13 protein-coding genes are annotated in these 16389 nt (G+C 58.3%); 5 read left to right on the top strand and 8 right to left on the bottom strand.

Annotated features, from left to right (window positions below; translation table 11 throughout):
- Positions 1 to 42: 42 nt before the first annotated feature.
- Together JQF37_RS04615 and JQF37_RS04610 are read right to left on the bottom strand one after the other, a co-directional pair.
- Positions 43 to 2571 carry a sulfite reductase flavoprotein subunit alpha gene (locus tag JQF37_RS04615; protein WP_130203922.1) on the bottom strand — a complete coding sequence of 843 codons (2529 nt, stop codon included), beginning with the start codon at positions 2569 to 2571 and terminating at the stop codon, positions 43 to 45.
- A 259-nt stretch (positions 2572 to 2830) separates the two neighbouring features.
- Positions 2831 to 5149 (bottom strand): TonB-dependent siderophore receptor, encoded by a 2319-nt coding sequence (locus JQF37_RS04610; RefSeq protein ID WP_130203923.1) that lies wholly within the window; start codon positions 5147 to 5149, stop codon positions 2831 to 2833.
- A 207-nt stretch (positions 5150 to 5356) separates the two neighbouring features.
- Between JQF37_RS04610 and JQF37_RS04605 the strand changes: the two genes are divergently transcribed.
- Positions 5357 to 6037, top strand: coding sequence for a Fe2+-dependent dioxygenase (locus tag JQF37_RS04605; RefSeq protein ID WP_047537568.1), 681 nt, complete (start codon positions 5357 to 5359; stop codon positions 6035 to 6037).
- Positions 6038 to 6094: 57 nt separating this feature from the next.
- Complete coding sequence (locus JQF37_RS04600) at positions 6095 to 6799, top strand: tetratricopeptide repeat protein (RefSeq protein ID WP_130204037.1); 705 nt, start codon at positions 6095 to 6097, stop codon at positions 6797 to 6799.
- A gap of 176 nt (positions 6800 to 6975) precedes the next feature.
- Here JQF37_RS04600 and JQF37_RS04595 read toward each other — a convergent pair whose 3' ends face one another.
- The gene (locus tag JQF37_RS04595) at positions 6976 to 8139 is read right to left on the bottom strand and encodes a type III PLP-dependent enzyme (protein WP_103404015.1); all 1164 of its coding nucleotides are present in this window, start codon (positions 8137 to 8139) and stop codon (positions 6976 to 6978) included.
- Here JQF37_RS04595 and JQF37_RS04590 point away from each other — a divergent pair.
- Positions 8138 to 8701: a hypothetical protein gene (locus JQF37_RS04590; protein ID WP_130203924.1), complete on the top strand. Its 564-nt coding sequence runs from the start codon at positions 8138 to 8140 to the stop codon at positions 8699 to 8701. The two genes, JQF37_RS04595 and JQF37_RS04590, sit on opposite strands and share 2 nt — an antisense overlap.
- A gap of 88 nt (positions 8702 to 8789) precedes the next feature.
- Here the strand turns inward: JQF37_RS04590 and JQF37_RS04585 are convergent, their stop codons facing one another.
- From JQF37_RS04585 to JQF37_RS04570, 4 genes are read right to left on the bottom strand one after another with little or no spacing between them, the layout of a single operon-like run.
- Positions 8790 to 9947, bottom strand: coding sequence for an ABC transporter ATP-binding protein (locus tag JQF37_RS04585; RefSeq protein WP_130203925.1), 1158 nt, complete (start codon positions 9945 to 9947; stop codon positions 8790 to 8792).
- A complete protein-coding gene (locus tag JQF37_RS04580; protein ID WP_130203926.1) occupies positions 9944 to 10597 on the bottom strand; it encodes an ABC transporter permease in 654 nt (217 codons plus the stop codon). Before JQF37_RS04580 ends, JQF37_RS04585 begins: the two co-directional genes overlap by 4 nt.
- Positions 10598 to 10610: 13 nt before the next feature.
- A complete protein-coding gene (locus JQF37_RS04575) occupies positions 10611 to 11504 on the bottom strand; it encodes a glycine betaine ABC transporter substrate-binding protein (RefSeq protein WP_130203927.1) in 894 nt (297 codons plus the stop codon).
- A 20-nt stretch (positions 11505 to 11524) separates the two neighbouring features.
- Entirely contained in the window at positions 11525 to 12241 is a 717-nt protein-coding gene (locus JQF37_RS04570; protein WP_130203928.1) for an ABC transporter permease, read from the bottom strand.
- A gap of 472 nt (positions 12242 to 12713) precedes the next feature.
- Between JQF37_RS04570 and JQF37_RS04565 the strand changes: the two genes are divergently transcribed.
- Positions 12714 to 14297, top strand: coding sequence for a peptide chain release factor 3 (locus JQF37_RS04565; protein ID WP_103404011.1), 1584 nt, complete (start codon positions 12714 to 12716; stop codon positions 14295 to 14297).
- A gap of 256 nt (positions 14298 to 14553) precedes the next feature.
- Entirely contained in the window at positions 14554 to 15975 is a 1422-nt protein-coding gene (locus tag JQF37_RS04560; protein WP_130203930.1) for an Ig-like domain-containing protein, read from the top strand.
- 171 nt (positions 15976 to 16146) lie between these two features.
- On the opposite strand, the gene JQF37_RS04555 is transcribed toward JQF37_RS04560, so the two are convergent.
- On the bottom strand, positions 16147 to 16389 hold a 243-nt coding region (locus JQF37_RS04555; protein WP_204149545.1), incomplete at its 5' end, for a transposase domain-containing protein.

The raw sequence follows: 16389 nt of genomic DNA, 5'->3' as shown, positions 1-16389 counted from the left end.
CCATCGCGAGCAGGCTCGCTCCTACAGGGGATTTGTGCCGCGTCAGTAAACGTCGCGGCGGTAGCGGCCCTGTTCGATCAGGCGTTCCACTTCGGCAGCGCCGAGCACATCGTTGAGCACTTGATCGACTCCCGAAGCCATGCCCTGCAAGCTGCCGCAGATATAAATCACCGCACCGTCCGCCAGCCACTTCTTCAGCTCGGCGGCTGATTCGCGCAGGCGATCCTGTACATAGATTTTCTCTGCCTGGTCCCGCGAGAACGCCAGGTCCAGGCGCTGCAGATCACCCGAAATCAACCACTCTTCCAACTCGTCGCGACACAGATAGTCGTGTTCCCGATTGCGCTCGCCGAACAGCAGCCAGTGACGTTGTTGGCCGTCGGCAATCCGCGCCTTGAGCAGGCTGCGCAGCGCGGCCAGCCCGGTGCCGTTGCCCAGCAGGATCATGGGCACGGGGTCTGACGGCAGATGGAAACCACTGTTGCGTCGCACACGCAGGCTGATGGTGCTGCCCACCGGCGCGTGTTCGGTCAGCCAGCCGGAGCCGACGCCGAGGCTGCCATCGGGGTGCAGTTCCTGGCGAACGATCAGCTCCAGTACGCCATCGGCGGCAATCGAGGCAATGGAATATTCGCGCAGGGCCAAAGGCACCAGCGCATCCACCAGCGCCTGGGCATGCAAACCGACCAGATGCGCCCGATTCGCCGGCAGTTGGCGGCTGGCGAGGGCTTGCTCCAGCGGCTGCGACCGGCCATCGAATTCAATCGTGGCGCGACCGTCAATCCCCAGGCCGTCGAGGAAATGCTCGATCGCCCAGGAGCCATTGCGCGGCAACACTTCCACCAGGTCACCTGCCAGCCAACTGCTGGTGGTGGGCGGCTTGAGGCCCAGCAAGTACACGGGCGAGCCGCTGCTGTCCGGGTTGAGCAACTCGCGACGAACCAGCGGCCAGTTGTCATAGCTCGGCGCTTTCCAGGTGTCGACCGGTGCTTGTCCGGTCAACAGCCCCAGTTGTTGCTGCCAGTGACGCAAGGCGTAAGGGTCGCCGCTGTCGACTTCTACCGGGGCGAACAAAGTCTTGCCGCCGTGTTCGCCCAGCCAGGTGTGCAAGCGCCGGGCGAAGCCGCAGAAGTGCTGATACTGCCGGTCGCCGAGACCGAGCACCGCGTAGTTCAAGCTCTCCAGGCTCGACGCCCGCCCCAGCACCTTGCGTTCAAAACCACGGGCGCTGTCCGGTGCCTGGCCGTCGCCGAAGGTGCTGACCACGAACAGCGCGTTGTTCGAACTCTGCAGGTCCTCCTCGCTGACAGTCGCCAGCGGCTGCACTTTCACTGGCAGGCCGGCCGCTTGTAATTGGCCGGCCGTCTGCCAGGCCAGTTGCTCGGCAAAGCCACTCTGGCTGGCAAAGCTGATCAGCCACGCCGGCGCGTCGCTGGCGGGTTGGGCGAGGTCCTTGCGGGCGTCCTTGACCTGGCGTTTTTTGCGGCGACGATCGAGGTACAACAGCCAGCCCGTGACGAAAAACAGCGGCATGCTCAGCGCGGTGATCGTCAGGATGATCCGCCCGACGATGCCGAAGTAGCTGCCGACGTGCAGCGCATAGAGGCTGGTCAGCAATTGCGCCTTGAAGCTCTTGTCGCTGTAGCGCTCGTGCCGTTTGATCTCGCCGGTGACCGGATCGAGGGTGATCTGGTTCAGCGCGCGGTCATGGGGTGAGTTTTTCAACAGGTAGAACACGGTCGCCGGTTGACCGGCCACGGGCGGCATGCGCGTGTTGTAGAAGCTCAGGTCGGGACCGGCGGCGCTATAGATGCTCAGCCACATGGCCGAGTAATCGACTGTGGGTGCCGGGCCGCTGGGGGCCGGGCCCCGACCACCGCGAACGCGCTCGTTCTGCGGTGAATCGGAGAGCAAACGGGTCAGGCCCTTGTTGTACCACTCGTAGGACCAGGACAACCCGGTCAAGGCGGCCAGGAGGTAAAACACCAGGCACCAGGTGCCGGCGACCGAGTGCAGGTCCCAGTTGAAGCTGCGACCTTTTTTCTTCCAGTCGAGGGTCAGCCAGGCACGCCAGCTTTTCCACTGGCGGGGCCAGCGCAAGTACAGGCCGGAGAGGCAGAAGAACACCAGGATCAACGTACAGGCCCCGGTGATTTGCCGACCGGTATCGCCCATGGCGAGGAAGCGGTGCAATTGCAGCATCAGGCCGAAGAAGTCCTGGCCAGTGGCGTCGCCCAGCAGCTCGGCGGTGTAAGGATCGAAGTAACGCATCGGTCCGCGCCGTTCGCCCGGTGGCGGGGTGAAGAACACTTTTGCGGCAATGCCGCTGTCGATGTCGACCGAAAGCCCCGCCACCTTGTTGCCCGTGGCCGTTTCGATTTTCTCCACCAGTTCGGCGGGCGGCAGCACCCCGGCCACCTGCTTCTGGACCTGCAACACAGAGGGGTTCAGCGCATACAGGATTTCATCCTGAAACGATACCGTCGCCCCGGTGATGCCCATCAGGGCCAGGACGAGTCCGGCGCTGATGCCAAAAAACCAGTGCAACTGGAACAGGGTTTTCTTCAACACGTCGCTCGCCTTGTTCGTTCAAAAGTCATCACGGCGCGCATTATGCCGTGGGTTGTCGAGAAGCATTCTTTTTACACGCAAAAGCCCCGTTCATCTGGATGAACGGGGCCAGGCCCTGTTTCGACCTTCTCCCTTCTGTAGGAGCGAGCCTGCTCGCGATGGTCGTCAACGATAACGCGTAAATCCTGACACCCCGCGTCGTTCTCACGTCCGTCACGAGCGAGCTCGCTCCTACAGAGGTTGCGTGTTCACTTTTCCATCAGAAGTGGAAGTTGGTGCTCAGCAAGGCAGTACGGCCCGCCGCCTGGTTGGCGAAGTGAGTCGAGAAGGCCTTGTCGTAGTAGGTTTCGTCGGTCAGGTTCTGCACGTTCAGTTGCAGGTCGATGTTTTTGGTCAGCTTGTAGGCGGCCATTGCATCGTAACGAACGTAGGAATCGACCATGGTGGTGTTGGCCACGCTGCCGAACACGTCATCGACGTAGAACGCGCCGCCGCCGATGGTCAGCTTCGGCGTGACCTGATAGGTCGTCCAGAGGCTGGCGCTGTTTTTCGGCGTGTTAGGCAGTTCGTTGCCATCGTTGGCCTTGCCCAGCGGACCGCCATCGATCTGTTCGCTGTCCATGTAGGCGTAACCGGCGAAGACCTGCCATTTGTCGGTGATTTTGCCGGTAGCCGACAGTTCAACACCTTGAACGCGGGTCTTGCCGACGTTTTCATAGGACGTGGTGTTGGTCTGTACCCGGGCGTTTTCCTTCTCGGTGCGGAAGATATCGGCGGTCAGCGACAGACGATCGTTCATCAGATCCCACTTGGTGCCGATTTCGTAGTTCTTGGTGGTTTCCGGCTCCATGTCGCTGCTCAGCAGGTTGCCGTTGCGATCAGGCGTGCCGCCCAGCGGGTTGCCTTCCTGGCCGTCGCCGAGGGTCGTGCCCGGTGGGGTGGCGGACGTCGCGTACGACGCATAGATGCTGCCGTTCTCCGCCGGCTTGTAGACCACACCGAATTGACCGGTCACGAACTCACTGACGTCGTCGCCCTTGGAGGTGGTGGTGCCGGCGTTGGTGTAGGTTTTGTAGCTCGTGTCGAAATGGTCGTAACGCAGGCCCATGTTCACCAGCCATTGCTCGGACAGCTCGAGCGTATCGAACGCGTACAACGCATAGGTGTCGGCCTTGGTGTCGGTGCCGGCGTAGTTACGCGAGATGGCACCGCTCCACGGATCGCTCGGGTTCGGGTTTGCCAGCGAAGTACAGTTGTATCCGCTGCGAGGACCAATCAACGCAGGACTGCAGTTGGTGGTCGCGGCGGCTGTTGCCGGGGTGGTATCGGTGTTGACGTTGTACGAGGATTTCCGGTTCTCCTCGTGGGTGAATTCGATACCGGTGGCGAAACTGTTCTTGAACCCGGCGAGATGGAAATCGCCGAACAGATCGGTCTGGTTCGTGGTCGTCTCGGTGTTGCTCACACGGGTGTTGGCACGACGCCAGACGCTGCCGTTGTTGACGTTGCCCTTGCTGTCGTCCGGCTGGGTCAGGATGTAGTCCTGCATGCTGGTGCCGTGGCGCAGGGTGTTCTTGACGGTCAGCGAGTCGTTCAGGTCGTGCTCGATGGCGATGGTCGCGGTGTCGGTGCGACCCTTGCGGAAATCGCGGTTGTCCAGGCCGTAGAAATTGCTGCTGTCGCCGCCGTCGTTTGGTTTGTCCGGGTTGGACTTGGTGCGGGCAGCGGAGCCGGCAGTCGGAATGGAGTAGGGGATACCCGAGTCCGGCGTGTCGTTACTTTCCAGATGGTAGTAGTCGAGATTGACCCGGGTATCGGTGCCCAGGCCAAAGGCCAGCGATGGAGCGACGCCCCAGCGATCGTAATCGACGCTATCGCGGCCGGCGACGTTGCTTTCATGGCTCATCAGGTTCAGACGGCCAGCGGCGGTGTCGGAGAACTGATAGTTGCCGTCCATGGTGTAACGCTGGGTCTGGTCAGAGCCCCAGGTAAAGCCACCGTCGAACGAGTCGCCCAGGTGCGCTTTTTTGCTCACCAGGTTGATGCTGCCGCCCGCTGCACCACGGCCGCCGATGGCCGAGTTCGGTCCTTTGCTGACTTCGATCGATTCAACGGCGAAGATCTCCCGGCTCTGCGAACCGGTATCGCGCACGCCGTCCAGGTAAGTATCGCCCTGGGCATCGAAACCACGAATGAATGGACGGTCGCCCTGTGGGTTGCCGCCTTCACCGGCACCGAAGGTGATGCCGGGAACGGTACGCAGCGCGTCCTGCATGTTCATGGCGCCGGTGTCCTTGAGCACTTGCTGCGGGATCACTGTGATCGAGCGCGGTGTGTCCACCAGCGGCGCGGTGTACTTGGGCGAGGAGGCTTTTTCGACGTTGTAGGAGGTCTGGTCCTGCGCTTCGCCAGTGATAGAGGTTGCACCGAGGGAGATGGTGTTGCCCGGTGCTTTCTCGTCGGTCTTTTCAGCCGCGAATACCATGTGGCCCGCGGAGCCGGCGGTGATCGCCATGCCAATTGCAGAAGCGAGTAAACGCGGTGAACTGACAGGTTGCTGTGGTTGCTGGCGTGACATTTTTATTCCCCTCCCCAAGGATTTGAGGCGGCGGAATATAGGGTAAATACGTATTCGTATCAATTGCGAAACATTACTATTCGCACTGAATTTACATTCTTTACAATTTACCCTTACGGTTTTTACCGTTTCATTCGTCTGGCGGGTTTTACACAGGCAATAAGAATCAATACCATTGGCGCCCCTTTGCTTTCTGGTGCCTTGCCCATGTTGCTGCACATCCCCGGCTTGTTCGAAAAAGAAGAAGTGCAGCGCATTCGCGAGGCTCTGGAGCAGGCCGATTGGGCGGACGGCAAAATCACCGCCGGTTACCAGTCAGCCAAGGCCAAGCACAATCTGCAATTGCCGGAAGGCCATCCGTTGGCCAAGGAGATCGGCGCGGCGATGCTGGAGCGGCTGTGGAAAAATCCGCAGTTCATGTCTGCCGCGTTACCGCACAAAGTCTTTCCTCCATTGCTGAACTGTTACACAGCCGGTGGCAGTTTCGACTTCCATATCGACAACGCCGTGCGTCAACCCAAGGGCAGCATTGAGCGGGTGCGAACCGATCTGTCGGCAACGGTGTTTTTCAGCGAGCCTGCGGATTACGACGGCGGCGAACTGGAAATCCAGGACACCTACGGCACCCAGCGCGTGAAGTTACCGGCCGGTGACATGGTGCTGTACCCCGGCACCAGCCTGCACAAGGTCAATGCGGTCACTCGCGGAGCCCGCTACGCTTCTTTTTTCTGGACCCAAAGCCTGGTGCGCGAAGACAGCCAGCGTGCCTTGCTGTTTGAAATGGATGGCGCGATTCGCCAACTGACCCAGGACCTTCCCGACCACCCTTCGCTGATCCGCCTGACCGGCACCTATCACAACCTGTTGCGCCGCTGGGTGGAGGTGTAAGTGGCGGAATTTCGATTGCGCCGCGAAGAAGTCCTCGACGGTGATCGGCTAAAAGCCATGCTCGACGAAAGCCCGGCGCGTGCGGCCCAGGCGATTCTGATGGCTGCCGGCGAAGGCATCCTCGATGCTCAGGCGTTGCTCGGGCAGATACTGCTGGACGGGCAAGGCATTGCGCAGGACCAGGCGCTCGCGGTGCGCTGGTTCGACATCGCCGCCCGACGCGGGCATTCGATGGCGCGCAATATGCTCGGTCGCTGCCATGAACATGGCTGGGGTTGTGCTGCCGACGCTGTGGCTGCCGCGCGGCACTATCGAATTGCAGCAGAAGCCGGGCTGGATTGGGCGATGTACAACTACGCCAATCTGCTGGCGACCGGGCGTGGAGTGATCGAGGATCAGTTGCAAGCGCTGAGTCTCTATCGTCACGCAGCCGAGTTGGGTCATGCGAAATCGATGAACTTGCTGGGTCGGTATCTGGAGGAAGGGCGGCTATGCCCGGCGGATCCGGCAGCGGCCCGTGACTGGTATCGGCGTTCGGCCGAGGGCGGGGATTTTCGTGGGCAGTTCAGCTTTGCGGCGGTGTTGACCGAAGAGGGAAATATCGACGACGCATTGGTCTGGCTGCGCAAAGCGCTGGCCGGGGGGAATCTGAATTTCTTGCGGGTGGCGAGTGAGGCGCTGATGGGCGCGACCGATCCGAGGATTCAGACACTGGCGCACGAATTCCATCATCGTGTCGTTGAATTAACGCCAGTATCTTGAGCCTTTGTGGGAGCGAGCCTGCTCGCGATGACGTCATGGCATTCAACATCAATGTTGACCGACCTATCGCCATCGCGAGCAAGCTCGCACACAGGGTTTTGCATGGAAATCAAAAAGCCCATGACACGTCATGGGCTTTTTGCTTGAAGCTTGTTGCTTGAAACTTGCAGCTGCTCTTATACGTAATACGATTTCAGCGGCGGGAAGCCATTGAACTCAACGGCGCTGTAGCTGGTGGTGTAGGCACCGGTCGACAGCCAGTACAGGCGATCACCGATGGCCAGGTTCAGCGGCAGGCCGTACTTGTAGTTTTCGTACATGATGTCGGCGCTGTCGCAGGTCGGGCCAGCGATGACAACTTCTTCCATCTCGCCTTTCTTTTCGGTCCAGATCGGGAACTTGATGGCTTCGTCCATGGTTTCGATCAGGCCGGAGAACTTGCCCACATCCGTGTACACCCAACGCTCTACGGCGGTACGGGATTTACGGGCAACCAATACCACTTCGCTGACCAGGATGCCGGCGTTGGCGATCAGCGAACGGCCGGGTTCCAGGATGATTTCCGGCAGGTCGTCACCGAAGTCTTCCTTGAGGAAGCGGATGATTTCTTCAGCGTAGGTTTCCAGGCTGTTGGTGCGGGTGATGTAGTTGGCCGGGAAGCCGCCGCCCATGTTGATCAGCTTCAGTTCAATGCCGTCTTCTTCCTTCAGGCGCTCGAAGATCACTTTGACCTTGGCGATTGCCGCGTCCCAGACGCTGATATCGCGCTGTTGCGAGCCGACGTGGAAGGAAATGCCATAAGGCACCAGGCCGAGGTCGCGGGCGAGAATCAACAGGTCCATGGCCATGTCGGTCTGGCAGCCGAATTTGCGCGACAACGGCCAGTCGGCGGTGGTCGAGCCTTCGGTCAGGATGCGCACATAGACTTTCGAACCCGGCGCAGCCTTGGCGATGTTGCGCAGGTCGGCTTCGGAGTCGGTGGCGTAGAGACGCACGCCCTTCTCATAGAAGTAGCGGATGTCCTTGGATTTCTTGATGGTGTTGCCGTAGCTGATCTGGTCGGCGCTGACGCCACGGCTCAGCACTTTGTCCAGCTCATAGATCGAGGCGATGTCGAAGCTCGAGCCTTTTTCCTTGAGCAGGTCGATGATTTCCACGGCCGGGTTGGCCTTGACCGCGTAATAGACCTTGGCGAATTCGAAACCGGCGCGCAGGTCGTCATAAGCCTTGCTGATCATTGCGGTGTCGATCACCACGAACGGGGTTTCTTGCTTGTCGGCGAACGCCTTCATTTTTTGAAAGGTTTCGCGCGCGAAATAGTCTTCGACCTGGATCGACATGCTGGGAACTCCTACTGGCAAACTGAAATTATCAATGGGTGCAAATGAACGTCCTCCGTATCCCCACTTTGGTTCGCCTACTTCCCAAGGCATGTCGCCGAAAGCAAAAAGGCCATGGGGAGCGTTGCTTCCCTTGGCCTTGCTGTCTCGTCGTCAGTACTTGAGCCGGATGGATCGTTTCCAGCATGGACGTTCGGCGCGAACTTTAGGGCGTGAGGGGCTTGAGATCAACAAAAAATGTCGCAATTTTGCACTCGTCTGTCGCACGGTAACGACACAGTCCTTTTTAACTGACACAGATGACAGGCGGATGTTCCGAACGATTTATGAAGTGTTAAAAATACCTGCGCGTTCGACGCTTTTGTGTACAAGTTCACTGGAAAGTACGATGGCGTCAACTTCGGCGAAGTTGACTGCGAGAATCTGGACTGAGAGGGAATTTGATTATTTAAGTGAGTGTTTGTGGATGGCTTTTGCAGGCTCTACTGTTGATATTTTTTTCCGGCCTGTGAATCACTCAAAAATCGCACAGAACCTGTGGGAGCCAGCCTGCTGGCGATGACAATTTCATCATCGAAACAGTGTTGACTGGTATTCCCCAATCGCTAGCAGGCTAGCTCCCACAGAGATTTGTGTTTTTTACTCGATTATCAGGCAACCACTGCCTCAGCCGGCGAGACGATACTGGTCTTCATCCCGCGCGAACGCCCGGAACTCAGATAAGCCGCGATCGACTCCTGTGTCACCTCACCCAGGAACACCCGCTCCGCATCCATCACCGGCAGCCACGAACGGTTGAACTCGTACATGCGCGACAACAGGATGCGCAAATGCTCGTCGTAGGCGGCCGTGGCATTGAACTCGCGCAAGTATTGCCCGCAGGTGCCGGCCTGGCGGTGCAGGTCGCGGCGTCGCACATAGCCCAGCGCCTTGTTCTCACCATCCGTCACGACTACATAGCGGCGGTCATGTTCGTCCATCAATTCCAGCGCGTCGGCCACCGGGGTATCCGGGCTGACGGACGGCGCGTTATCGGCCGCATCTTCAGCCTTGACCAGCAGCAAGCGCTTGAGGGTACTGTCCTGGCCAACGAAGTTGCTGACAAAGTCATCCACCGGATGGGCGAGCAGGGTGTCCGGATGGTCGATCTGCAACAGCTTGCCGGCCCGGAAAATCGCGATCTTGTCGCCCAGCTTGATCGCTTCGTCGATGTCATGGCTGACCATGATCACCGTCTTGTTCAGCGCCCGTTGCATCTCGAAGAACTCGTTCTGGATCATTTCCCGGTTGATCGGATCGACCGCGCCGAACGGTTCGTCCATCAGCAGCAGCGGAGCATCGGCTGCCAGGGCGCGAATCACACCGATGCGTTGCTGCTGGCCACCGGACAATTCCCGAGGGTATCGATGCAGATACTGCTTGGGCTCGAGCTTGATCATGCTCATCAGCTCACGGGCGCGGTCGTGACATTTCTGTTTGTCCCAACCCAGCAGGCGCGGGACCACGGTGATGTTTTCCTCTATGGTCATGTTCGGGAACAGACCGATCTGCTGGATCACATAGCCGATGTTGCGGCGCAGGGTCACTTCGTCGAGGGCCGTCGTGTCTTCGCCGTTGATCAGGATCTTGCCCGAGGTCGGTTTGATCAGGCGGTTGATCATTTTCAACGTGGTGCTCTTGCCGCAACCCGATGGCCCGAGGAACACGCAGATTTCGCCTTCATTGACGGTCAGGCTCACCGAATCCACGGCTTTCACATCTTTGCCGTTGCTTTGGAAGGTCTTGCTGAGGTTTTGAAGTTCGATCATTTGAGTAATCCTTTTGGGGTCAGCGAGCGTTGCAGCCATTGCAGAAGCAGGTCGGCGAAGATGGCCAGCAGGCTGACCAGTACGGCACCGACAATCAGCATCGACATGTCACTGCGGCTGATGGAAGCGAGGATGAGTACACCGAGGCCGCCGGCGCCGATGGTCGCGGCGATGGTCATGACACCGATGTTCATGACCACGGCGGTGCGTACGCCGGCGAGGATCACCGGTACGGCGATGGGCAGTTCGACCATGCGCAGGCGCTGGCCGAAGGTCATGCCGATACCGCGCGCGGCTTCGCGAATGCCCGGTTCGACGCCGGTCAGGGCCAGGTAGGTGTTACGCATGATCGGCAGCAGGGAGTAGAGAAACACCGCGGTGATCGCCGGCATCGGGCCCAGGCCCTGGCCGAATTTGGAATAGAAGGGCAGCAACAGGCCGAACAGGGCAATCGATGGCACGGTCAGCAGTACCGTGGCGCTGGCTTGCAAAGGCCCGGCAAGGGTGGGGAAGCGGGTCATCAGGATGCCCAGCGGTACACCCACCAGTATCGCCAGGGTGACGGCGATGCCGACCAGGGTGATGTGCTGCCAGGTCAGGTGCAGCACCAGCGGCCAATCGAGATGGGAAAAGGCGTTCAAGAATTCCATGGCTTTTCCTCGTTCAGTTCAGTGGATGCTGGCGCAGGAAATCGGCGGCCACGGCGGAGGGGCTTTCGTGGTCGACATCAACCCGCGCGTTGAGCTGGCGCATGGTGTTGTCGTCGAACAGTTCGGCCAGAGGCTTGAGCTGCTCAGCCAGTTGCGGGTGCGCATCGAGATAGGCCTGACGCACCACCGGGGCGGCGGTGTAGTCGGGGAAGTAGTGCTTGTCGTCTTCGAGCAACTTGAGTTTGAAGGCGTTCAAGCGACCGTCGGTGGTGTAGACCAGGCCGGCAAATACCTGACCGTTGCGCAGCGCGGTGTAGACCAGGCCCGCGTCCATCTGGCGGATGTTTTGACGGGTCAGGTTCATGCCGTACAGCTTGACCATGCCATCGAGGCCATCGGAACGGTTGGCGAACTCGGTGTCCAAAGCCACCAGGTGGTTGGTCCTGGCCTCGTCTCGCAGCACCCTGTTGAGATCGCTGATGGTGTTGATCTGCGGGTACTCATCGGCGACGTTCTTCGGCAGTGCCAGGGCGTAGGTGTTGCTGAATTTCGACGGTGTTAGCCAGACCAGGCCTTTTTTTTCGTCGAGTTCTTTCACTCGGGCGTAGGACTGTTCGCTGTCGAGTTTTTCGGTCACATGGTTGTAGGCCACCAGCGACACGCCGGTGTATTCCCAGAGCATGTCCAGTTGACCGCTTTCGTGGGCGTTGCGGGCCAGATTACTGCCCAGGCCACCGGTGACTTGCACGTCGTAACCCTTGGCGCGCAGGTATTGGGAGGTGATTTCCGCCAGCAGCGTCTGTTCGGTGAACACGCGGGCGCCGATGCGGATCAGCGGTTTATCCGCCGCTTGGGCAAATCCTGCGCACAGCAGGATGCAGCCTAATAAAAAGCTTGATGTCTTCATGAGAGTTCCTTTGCCGAGGCTTAAGACGGGCGCAAGCCGCGTTCGAGCCAGGTTCGGCTGGCCAGTGTCACCAGACCGTCGAGCAGCAGGGCCAGCAGGGCGGTGCAGGCCGCGCCCAGCAGCAGTTGCGGCTGATTGTTCAGGGCGATGCCGGGGAAAATCAGGCTGCCGAGACTGTTGGCGCCGATCAGGAATGCCAGCGGCGCCGTGCCGACATTGATGGCCAGTGCCACGCGTACGCCACCGATGATGATCGGCACGGCGTTGGGCAATTCGACTTTCCACAGCACCTGGCGCGGGGTCATGCCGATGCCGACGGCGGCTTCCTTGAGTGAGCCCTGGACGTTTTTCAGGCCTTCATAGGTGTTGCGCACGATCGGTAGCAGCGAGGCAAGGAACAGGGCGAAGATCGCCGGCCCGCTGCCTATGCCGAGGATGCCGAGGGCGATGGCCAGCACGGCGAGGGGCGGGACAGTGTTGCCGATGTTGAAGACCTGCATGAAGCGTTCGGCGCGGCCAACCATGGTCGGGCGGCTGAGGAAGATGCCGGCGGGGATGCCCACGACAAGGGCGGCCAGCATGGAAGCGAGGACGAGAATCAGATGAGCTTGCAGGTAAAACAACAAATCGTCGCGGTAGTGTTCGATCGTGTCGATGCCGATCCAGTGGATCAGCAGGGCCAGGAGGGCGATGACCAGCGCGCCTCCTATCAGCCCTTTGCCATAGCGAATAGCCACAGGCGGACTCCTTTTTTCAGTCGGCGAGCGCAGTCCCGTGTGGCATGCCATTCCTGGCAGCCGGGAAATCAACGTTCGCGAGAAGCAGCTCATGCCGGGCGCGTTCCACTGCAGGAGCGAGCCTGCTCGCGAAAAACGTCCAGACAGCGCGTACATTCAGGTACCCGGCGTTATCGTTGACGTCCATCGCGAGCAGGCTCGCTCCTACAGGGGGTAGGCGCACGGCTGATGAGCCATAAGCGCAGCCTCGTCAGGCTAACTTGCTGATTTTTCAGCCCCTGACGAAAGCCGTAACAGGGGAGTGGACGCCTCCACCTTTTAAAAGGTTCCATAATTGGGAGCTTCTGGCCACCTTTAGTGTCCTGCGGGGATCTGTTGATCACCGCAGTCGACGGGCCGAGCGGTGGTCTGTGATGGACGGTTTGCGCTATACTCGCCGCCCTTTTTTGAATCACCTGCCAGGCGATTTCCCATGACCAAACAGGCCGCCGAAGTCGCGAAACGCCGCACTTTCGCCATTATTTCCCACCCCGATGCCGGTAAAACCACCATCACCGAGAAGCTCTTGCTGATGGGCAAGGCGATTGCGGTAGCCGGCACGGTGAAATCTCGAAAATCCGACCGCCATGCCACCTCCGACTGGATGGAAATGGAAAAGCAGCGGGGTATCTCGATTACCACGTCGGTCATGCAGTTCCCGTATCGCGAGCACATGATCAACCTGCTCGACACCCCGGGCCACGAAGACTTCTCCGAAGATACCTACCGCACACTGACCGCGGTGGACTCGGCGTTGATGGTCCTCGACGGCGGTAAGGGTGTAGAGCCACGCACCATCGCCCTGATGGACGTCTGCCGTCTGCGTGACACGCCGATCGTCAGCTTCATCAACAAACTCGACCGTGACATCCGCGACCCGATCGAACTGCTCGACGAAATCGAAGCGGTCCTGAAGATCAAGGCTGCGCCCATCACCTGGCCGATCGGTTGCTACCGAGATTTCAAAGGCGTGTATCACCTCGCCGATGACTACATCATCGTCTACACCGCCGGTCACGGTCACGAGCGCACCGAAACCAAGATCATCGAGAAACTCGATTCCGACGAAGCCCGCGCCCACCTGGGTGACGAGTACGAGCGCTTTATCGAGCAGCTGGAGTTGGTGCAGGGCGCCTGCCACGAGTTCAACCAGCAGGAATTCCTCGACGGTCAGCTGACCCCGGTGTTCTTCGGTACGGCGCTGGGCAACTTCGGTGTCGACCATGTACTCGACGCCGTGGTCGACTGGGCGCCGCGTCCGCTGGCACGTGTGGCCAACGAGCGCACCGTGGAGCCGATCGAAGAGAAGTTCTCGGGCTTCATCTTCAAGATCCAGGCGAACATGGACCCGAAACACCGTGACCGCATCGCCTTCATGCGTATCTGCTCCGGCAAGTACGAAAAAGGCATGAAGATGCGCCACGTGCGTACCGGCAAAGACGTGCGGATCGGCGACGCGCTGACCTTCTTCTCCTCCGAACGTGAGCAACTGGAAGAAGCCTACGCCGGCGACATCATCGGTTTGCACAACCACGGCACCATCCAGATCGGCGACACCTTCAGCGAAGGCGAAACCCTGGGCTTCACCGGTATCCCGCACTTCGCCCCGGAACTGTTCCGCCGCGTACGCCTCAAGGACCCGCTGAAATCCAAGCAGCTGCGCCAGGGCCTGCAACAACTGGCCGAAGAAGGCGCGACCCAGGTGTTCTTCCCGGAACGCAGCAACGACATCATCCTCGGCGCCGTCGGTGTGCTGCAGTTCGACGTGGTCGCCAGTCGCTTGAAGGAGGAATACAAGGTCGAGTGTTCCTACGAGCCGATCACCGTCTACTCGGCGCGTTGGGTCGAGTGCAGTGACAAGAAGAAGCTCGAGGAATTCTCCAACAAGGCCGTGGAAAACCTGGCACTGGACGGCGGCGGTCACCTGACCTACCTCGCACCTACAAGGGTCAACCTGGCACTGATGGAAGAGCGCTGGCCGGACGTGAAATTCCGCGCGACGCGCGAACATCACTAAGCGCTGAGTTGAAACACCCGAAACCCCGTTGCGAGAGCTGCGGGGTTTTTTGTTGTTCTGTAGCACGCCTTATGGACGCTCTGATATCGAACCTTTTGCAGTTGGGCTGCCGTGTACGAAGTCAAATAACACGATTATTGGCGATACCATTTGTCGGAACTGTCATTTTTAACAGGTTTTCATTTGGGTGGTTCAGTATTAAAACTGTTCAGGTTGTCGGTATGAAGTCCCAAAACTGGAACAGGATGGCTGAATCATGGCAGACGAAACTGATATAAAAAACGCTGAAGAGCAAAAACCAAATTGGATAAAGCCCGAGATTTATCATCCCAGGCCTGGAACTGTTTTACCAGGGTTTACGGTCCAGGCTGGCATCGATTTGTTTAATCCCTCTAGATGGCAGTTGAAAATCATGGAGGGTGATAAGGAGTTATATTTTCGTGAAATAAGCGCAGAGCAATATTTTACTCATAACGTAGGAAAGGATGCAATTAAGCCCGGCACAAGATTTGACGTTCACGTCCACTATTTACTTTCTTCGATCTGGGGTCAGTGGGCAAGTTTGAAAAATTTGTTAATGGCAGACCCTAAGCCGGTAATTACAGAACCAGCAGAAGGGGCTTTTACAAGTAAAAGGCCAAGGGTCGCTGGCCGAGGTGTTTCTGGCGCTACAATCAAACTGTATCAGGCAAAAAAAGGAACCGTGCTTTTCGGCACTGCAGTCGTTGACGCGAACGGTGATTGGCAAACCACACCTGTCATTGATTTTTCTGACGGGCCTTTTGAATTGGTAGTGAATCAAACTATCTCCGATACGGAGTACTGGTCTGAAAATGTAAAAATTATCGTGGCAGACCCTAAACCGGTAATTACAGAACCAGCAGAAGGGGCTGTTACAAGTAGAAGGCCACTGGTCGCTGGCCGAGGTATTCCTGACGCTACAATCAATCTATATCAGGCAAACTTTGGGGACCGGATTTTCGGCACTGCAGTCGTTGACGCGAACGGTGATTGGCAAACCACACCTGTCATTGATTTTTTTGAAGGGTCTTTTCAGTTGGTAGTGAATCAAACTATCAACAATACGGAGTACTGGTCTGACAACGTAAGGATTACCGTGGCAGCCACTAAGCCGGAAATTACAGCACCAGCAGTAGGGACTGTTACAAGTAGAAGGCCACTGGTCGCTGGCCGAGGTATTCCTGGCGCTACCATCAATCTGTATCAGGCAAACATAGGAACCGTGCTTTTCGGCACTGCAGTCGTTGACGCGAACGGTAATTGGCAAATCATACCTGTCGTTGATTTATATGTAGGGACTTTTCAGTTGGTAGTGAGTCAAATTATCTCCAATGCGGAGTACTGGTCTGACAACGTAAGGATTACCGTGATAGCTTTAAGAGTGCCCGTGATTACCAGTCCTGAGGATGGCGCAATAGTGAGCACAGACAAACCGATGATTCACGGATCGGGTTATGCCGGTGCGACTGTCAAGCTCTATCAGGAAAATGTCGGGGATACTGTCTTTGGCACTGCAATTGTTGGCTTGGACGGTAATTGGAGTATTTCTCCTACAGTAGCTTTTCCGAAGGGAGAGTTTTCTCTTACAGCTAATCAGTCTTTAGTAAGTGGTACTTCCGATTGGGCGAAGGTCGTCAATATTAGAATTGATGTGTAAATTTAAACCTTTGCGTCTGAGTGGTGAATTGCGTGAAAGAAGCCAGCGTGATTCGTTAGATGACGTGGGAAGTTGATTTCACAAAAAAACAGACGTTCACCCGTTACGTGCCTGGTTGAGTGCAGCGTAAGCGCTCCATGAACCCCACCTATTCAAAAATAGGCGGCGCGCTTAGCAAGGCGATGCGAGCGAGCAGTTCCAAGGCAGCAAGGCCTCAAAGTCTTCTACCCTCGAGGCTTGTGGCAGGCGCTCAAGTGCATGGCGCAGCCACGCATAGGGCTCTTGGCCGTTGGCTTTAGCCGTCTCGACCAAACTGTAAAGTTGAGCGCTGGCTGTCGCGCCTTTGGGCGTGTCGCTGAACAGCCAGTTCTTGCGCCCGACAACGAAGGGCCTGATCGCACGCTCTGCCGCATT

Origin of the sequence: Pseudomonas sp. MIL9, from assembly GCF_016887925.1 — a bacterium.
In the GTDB taxonomy this organism is placed as follows: domain Bacteria; phylum Pseudomonadota; class Gammaproteobacteria; order Pseudomonadales; family Pseudomonadaceae; genus Aquipseudomonas; species Aquipseudomonas mohnii.
The sequence above is the reverse complement of the archived record's forward strand: the minus strand, read 5'-3'. Positions and strand labels throughout refer to the sequence as shown.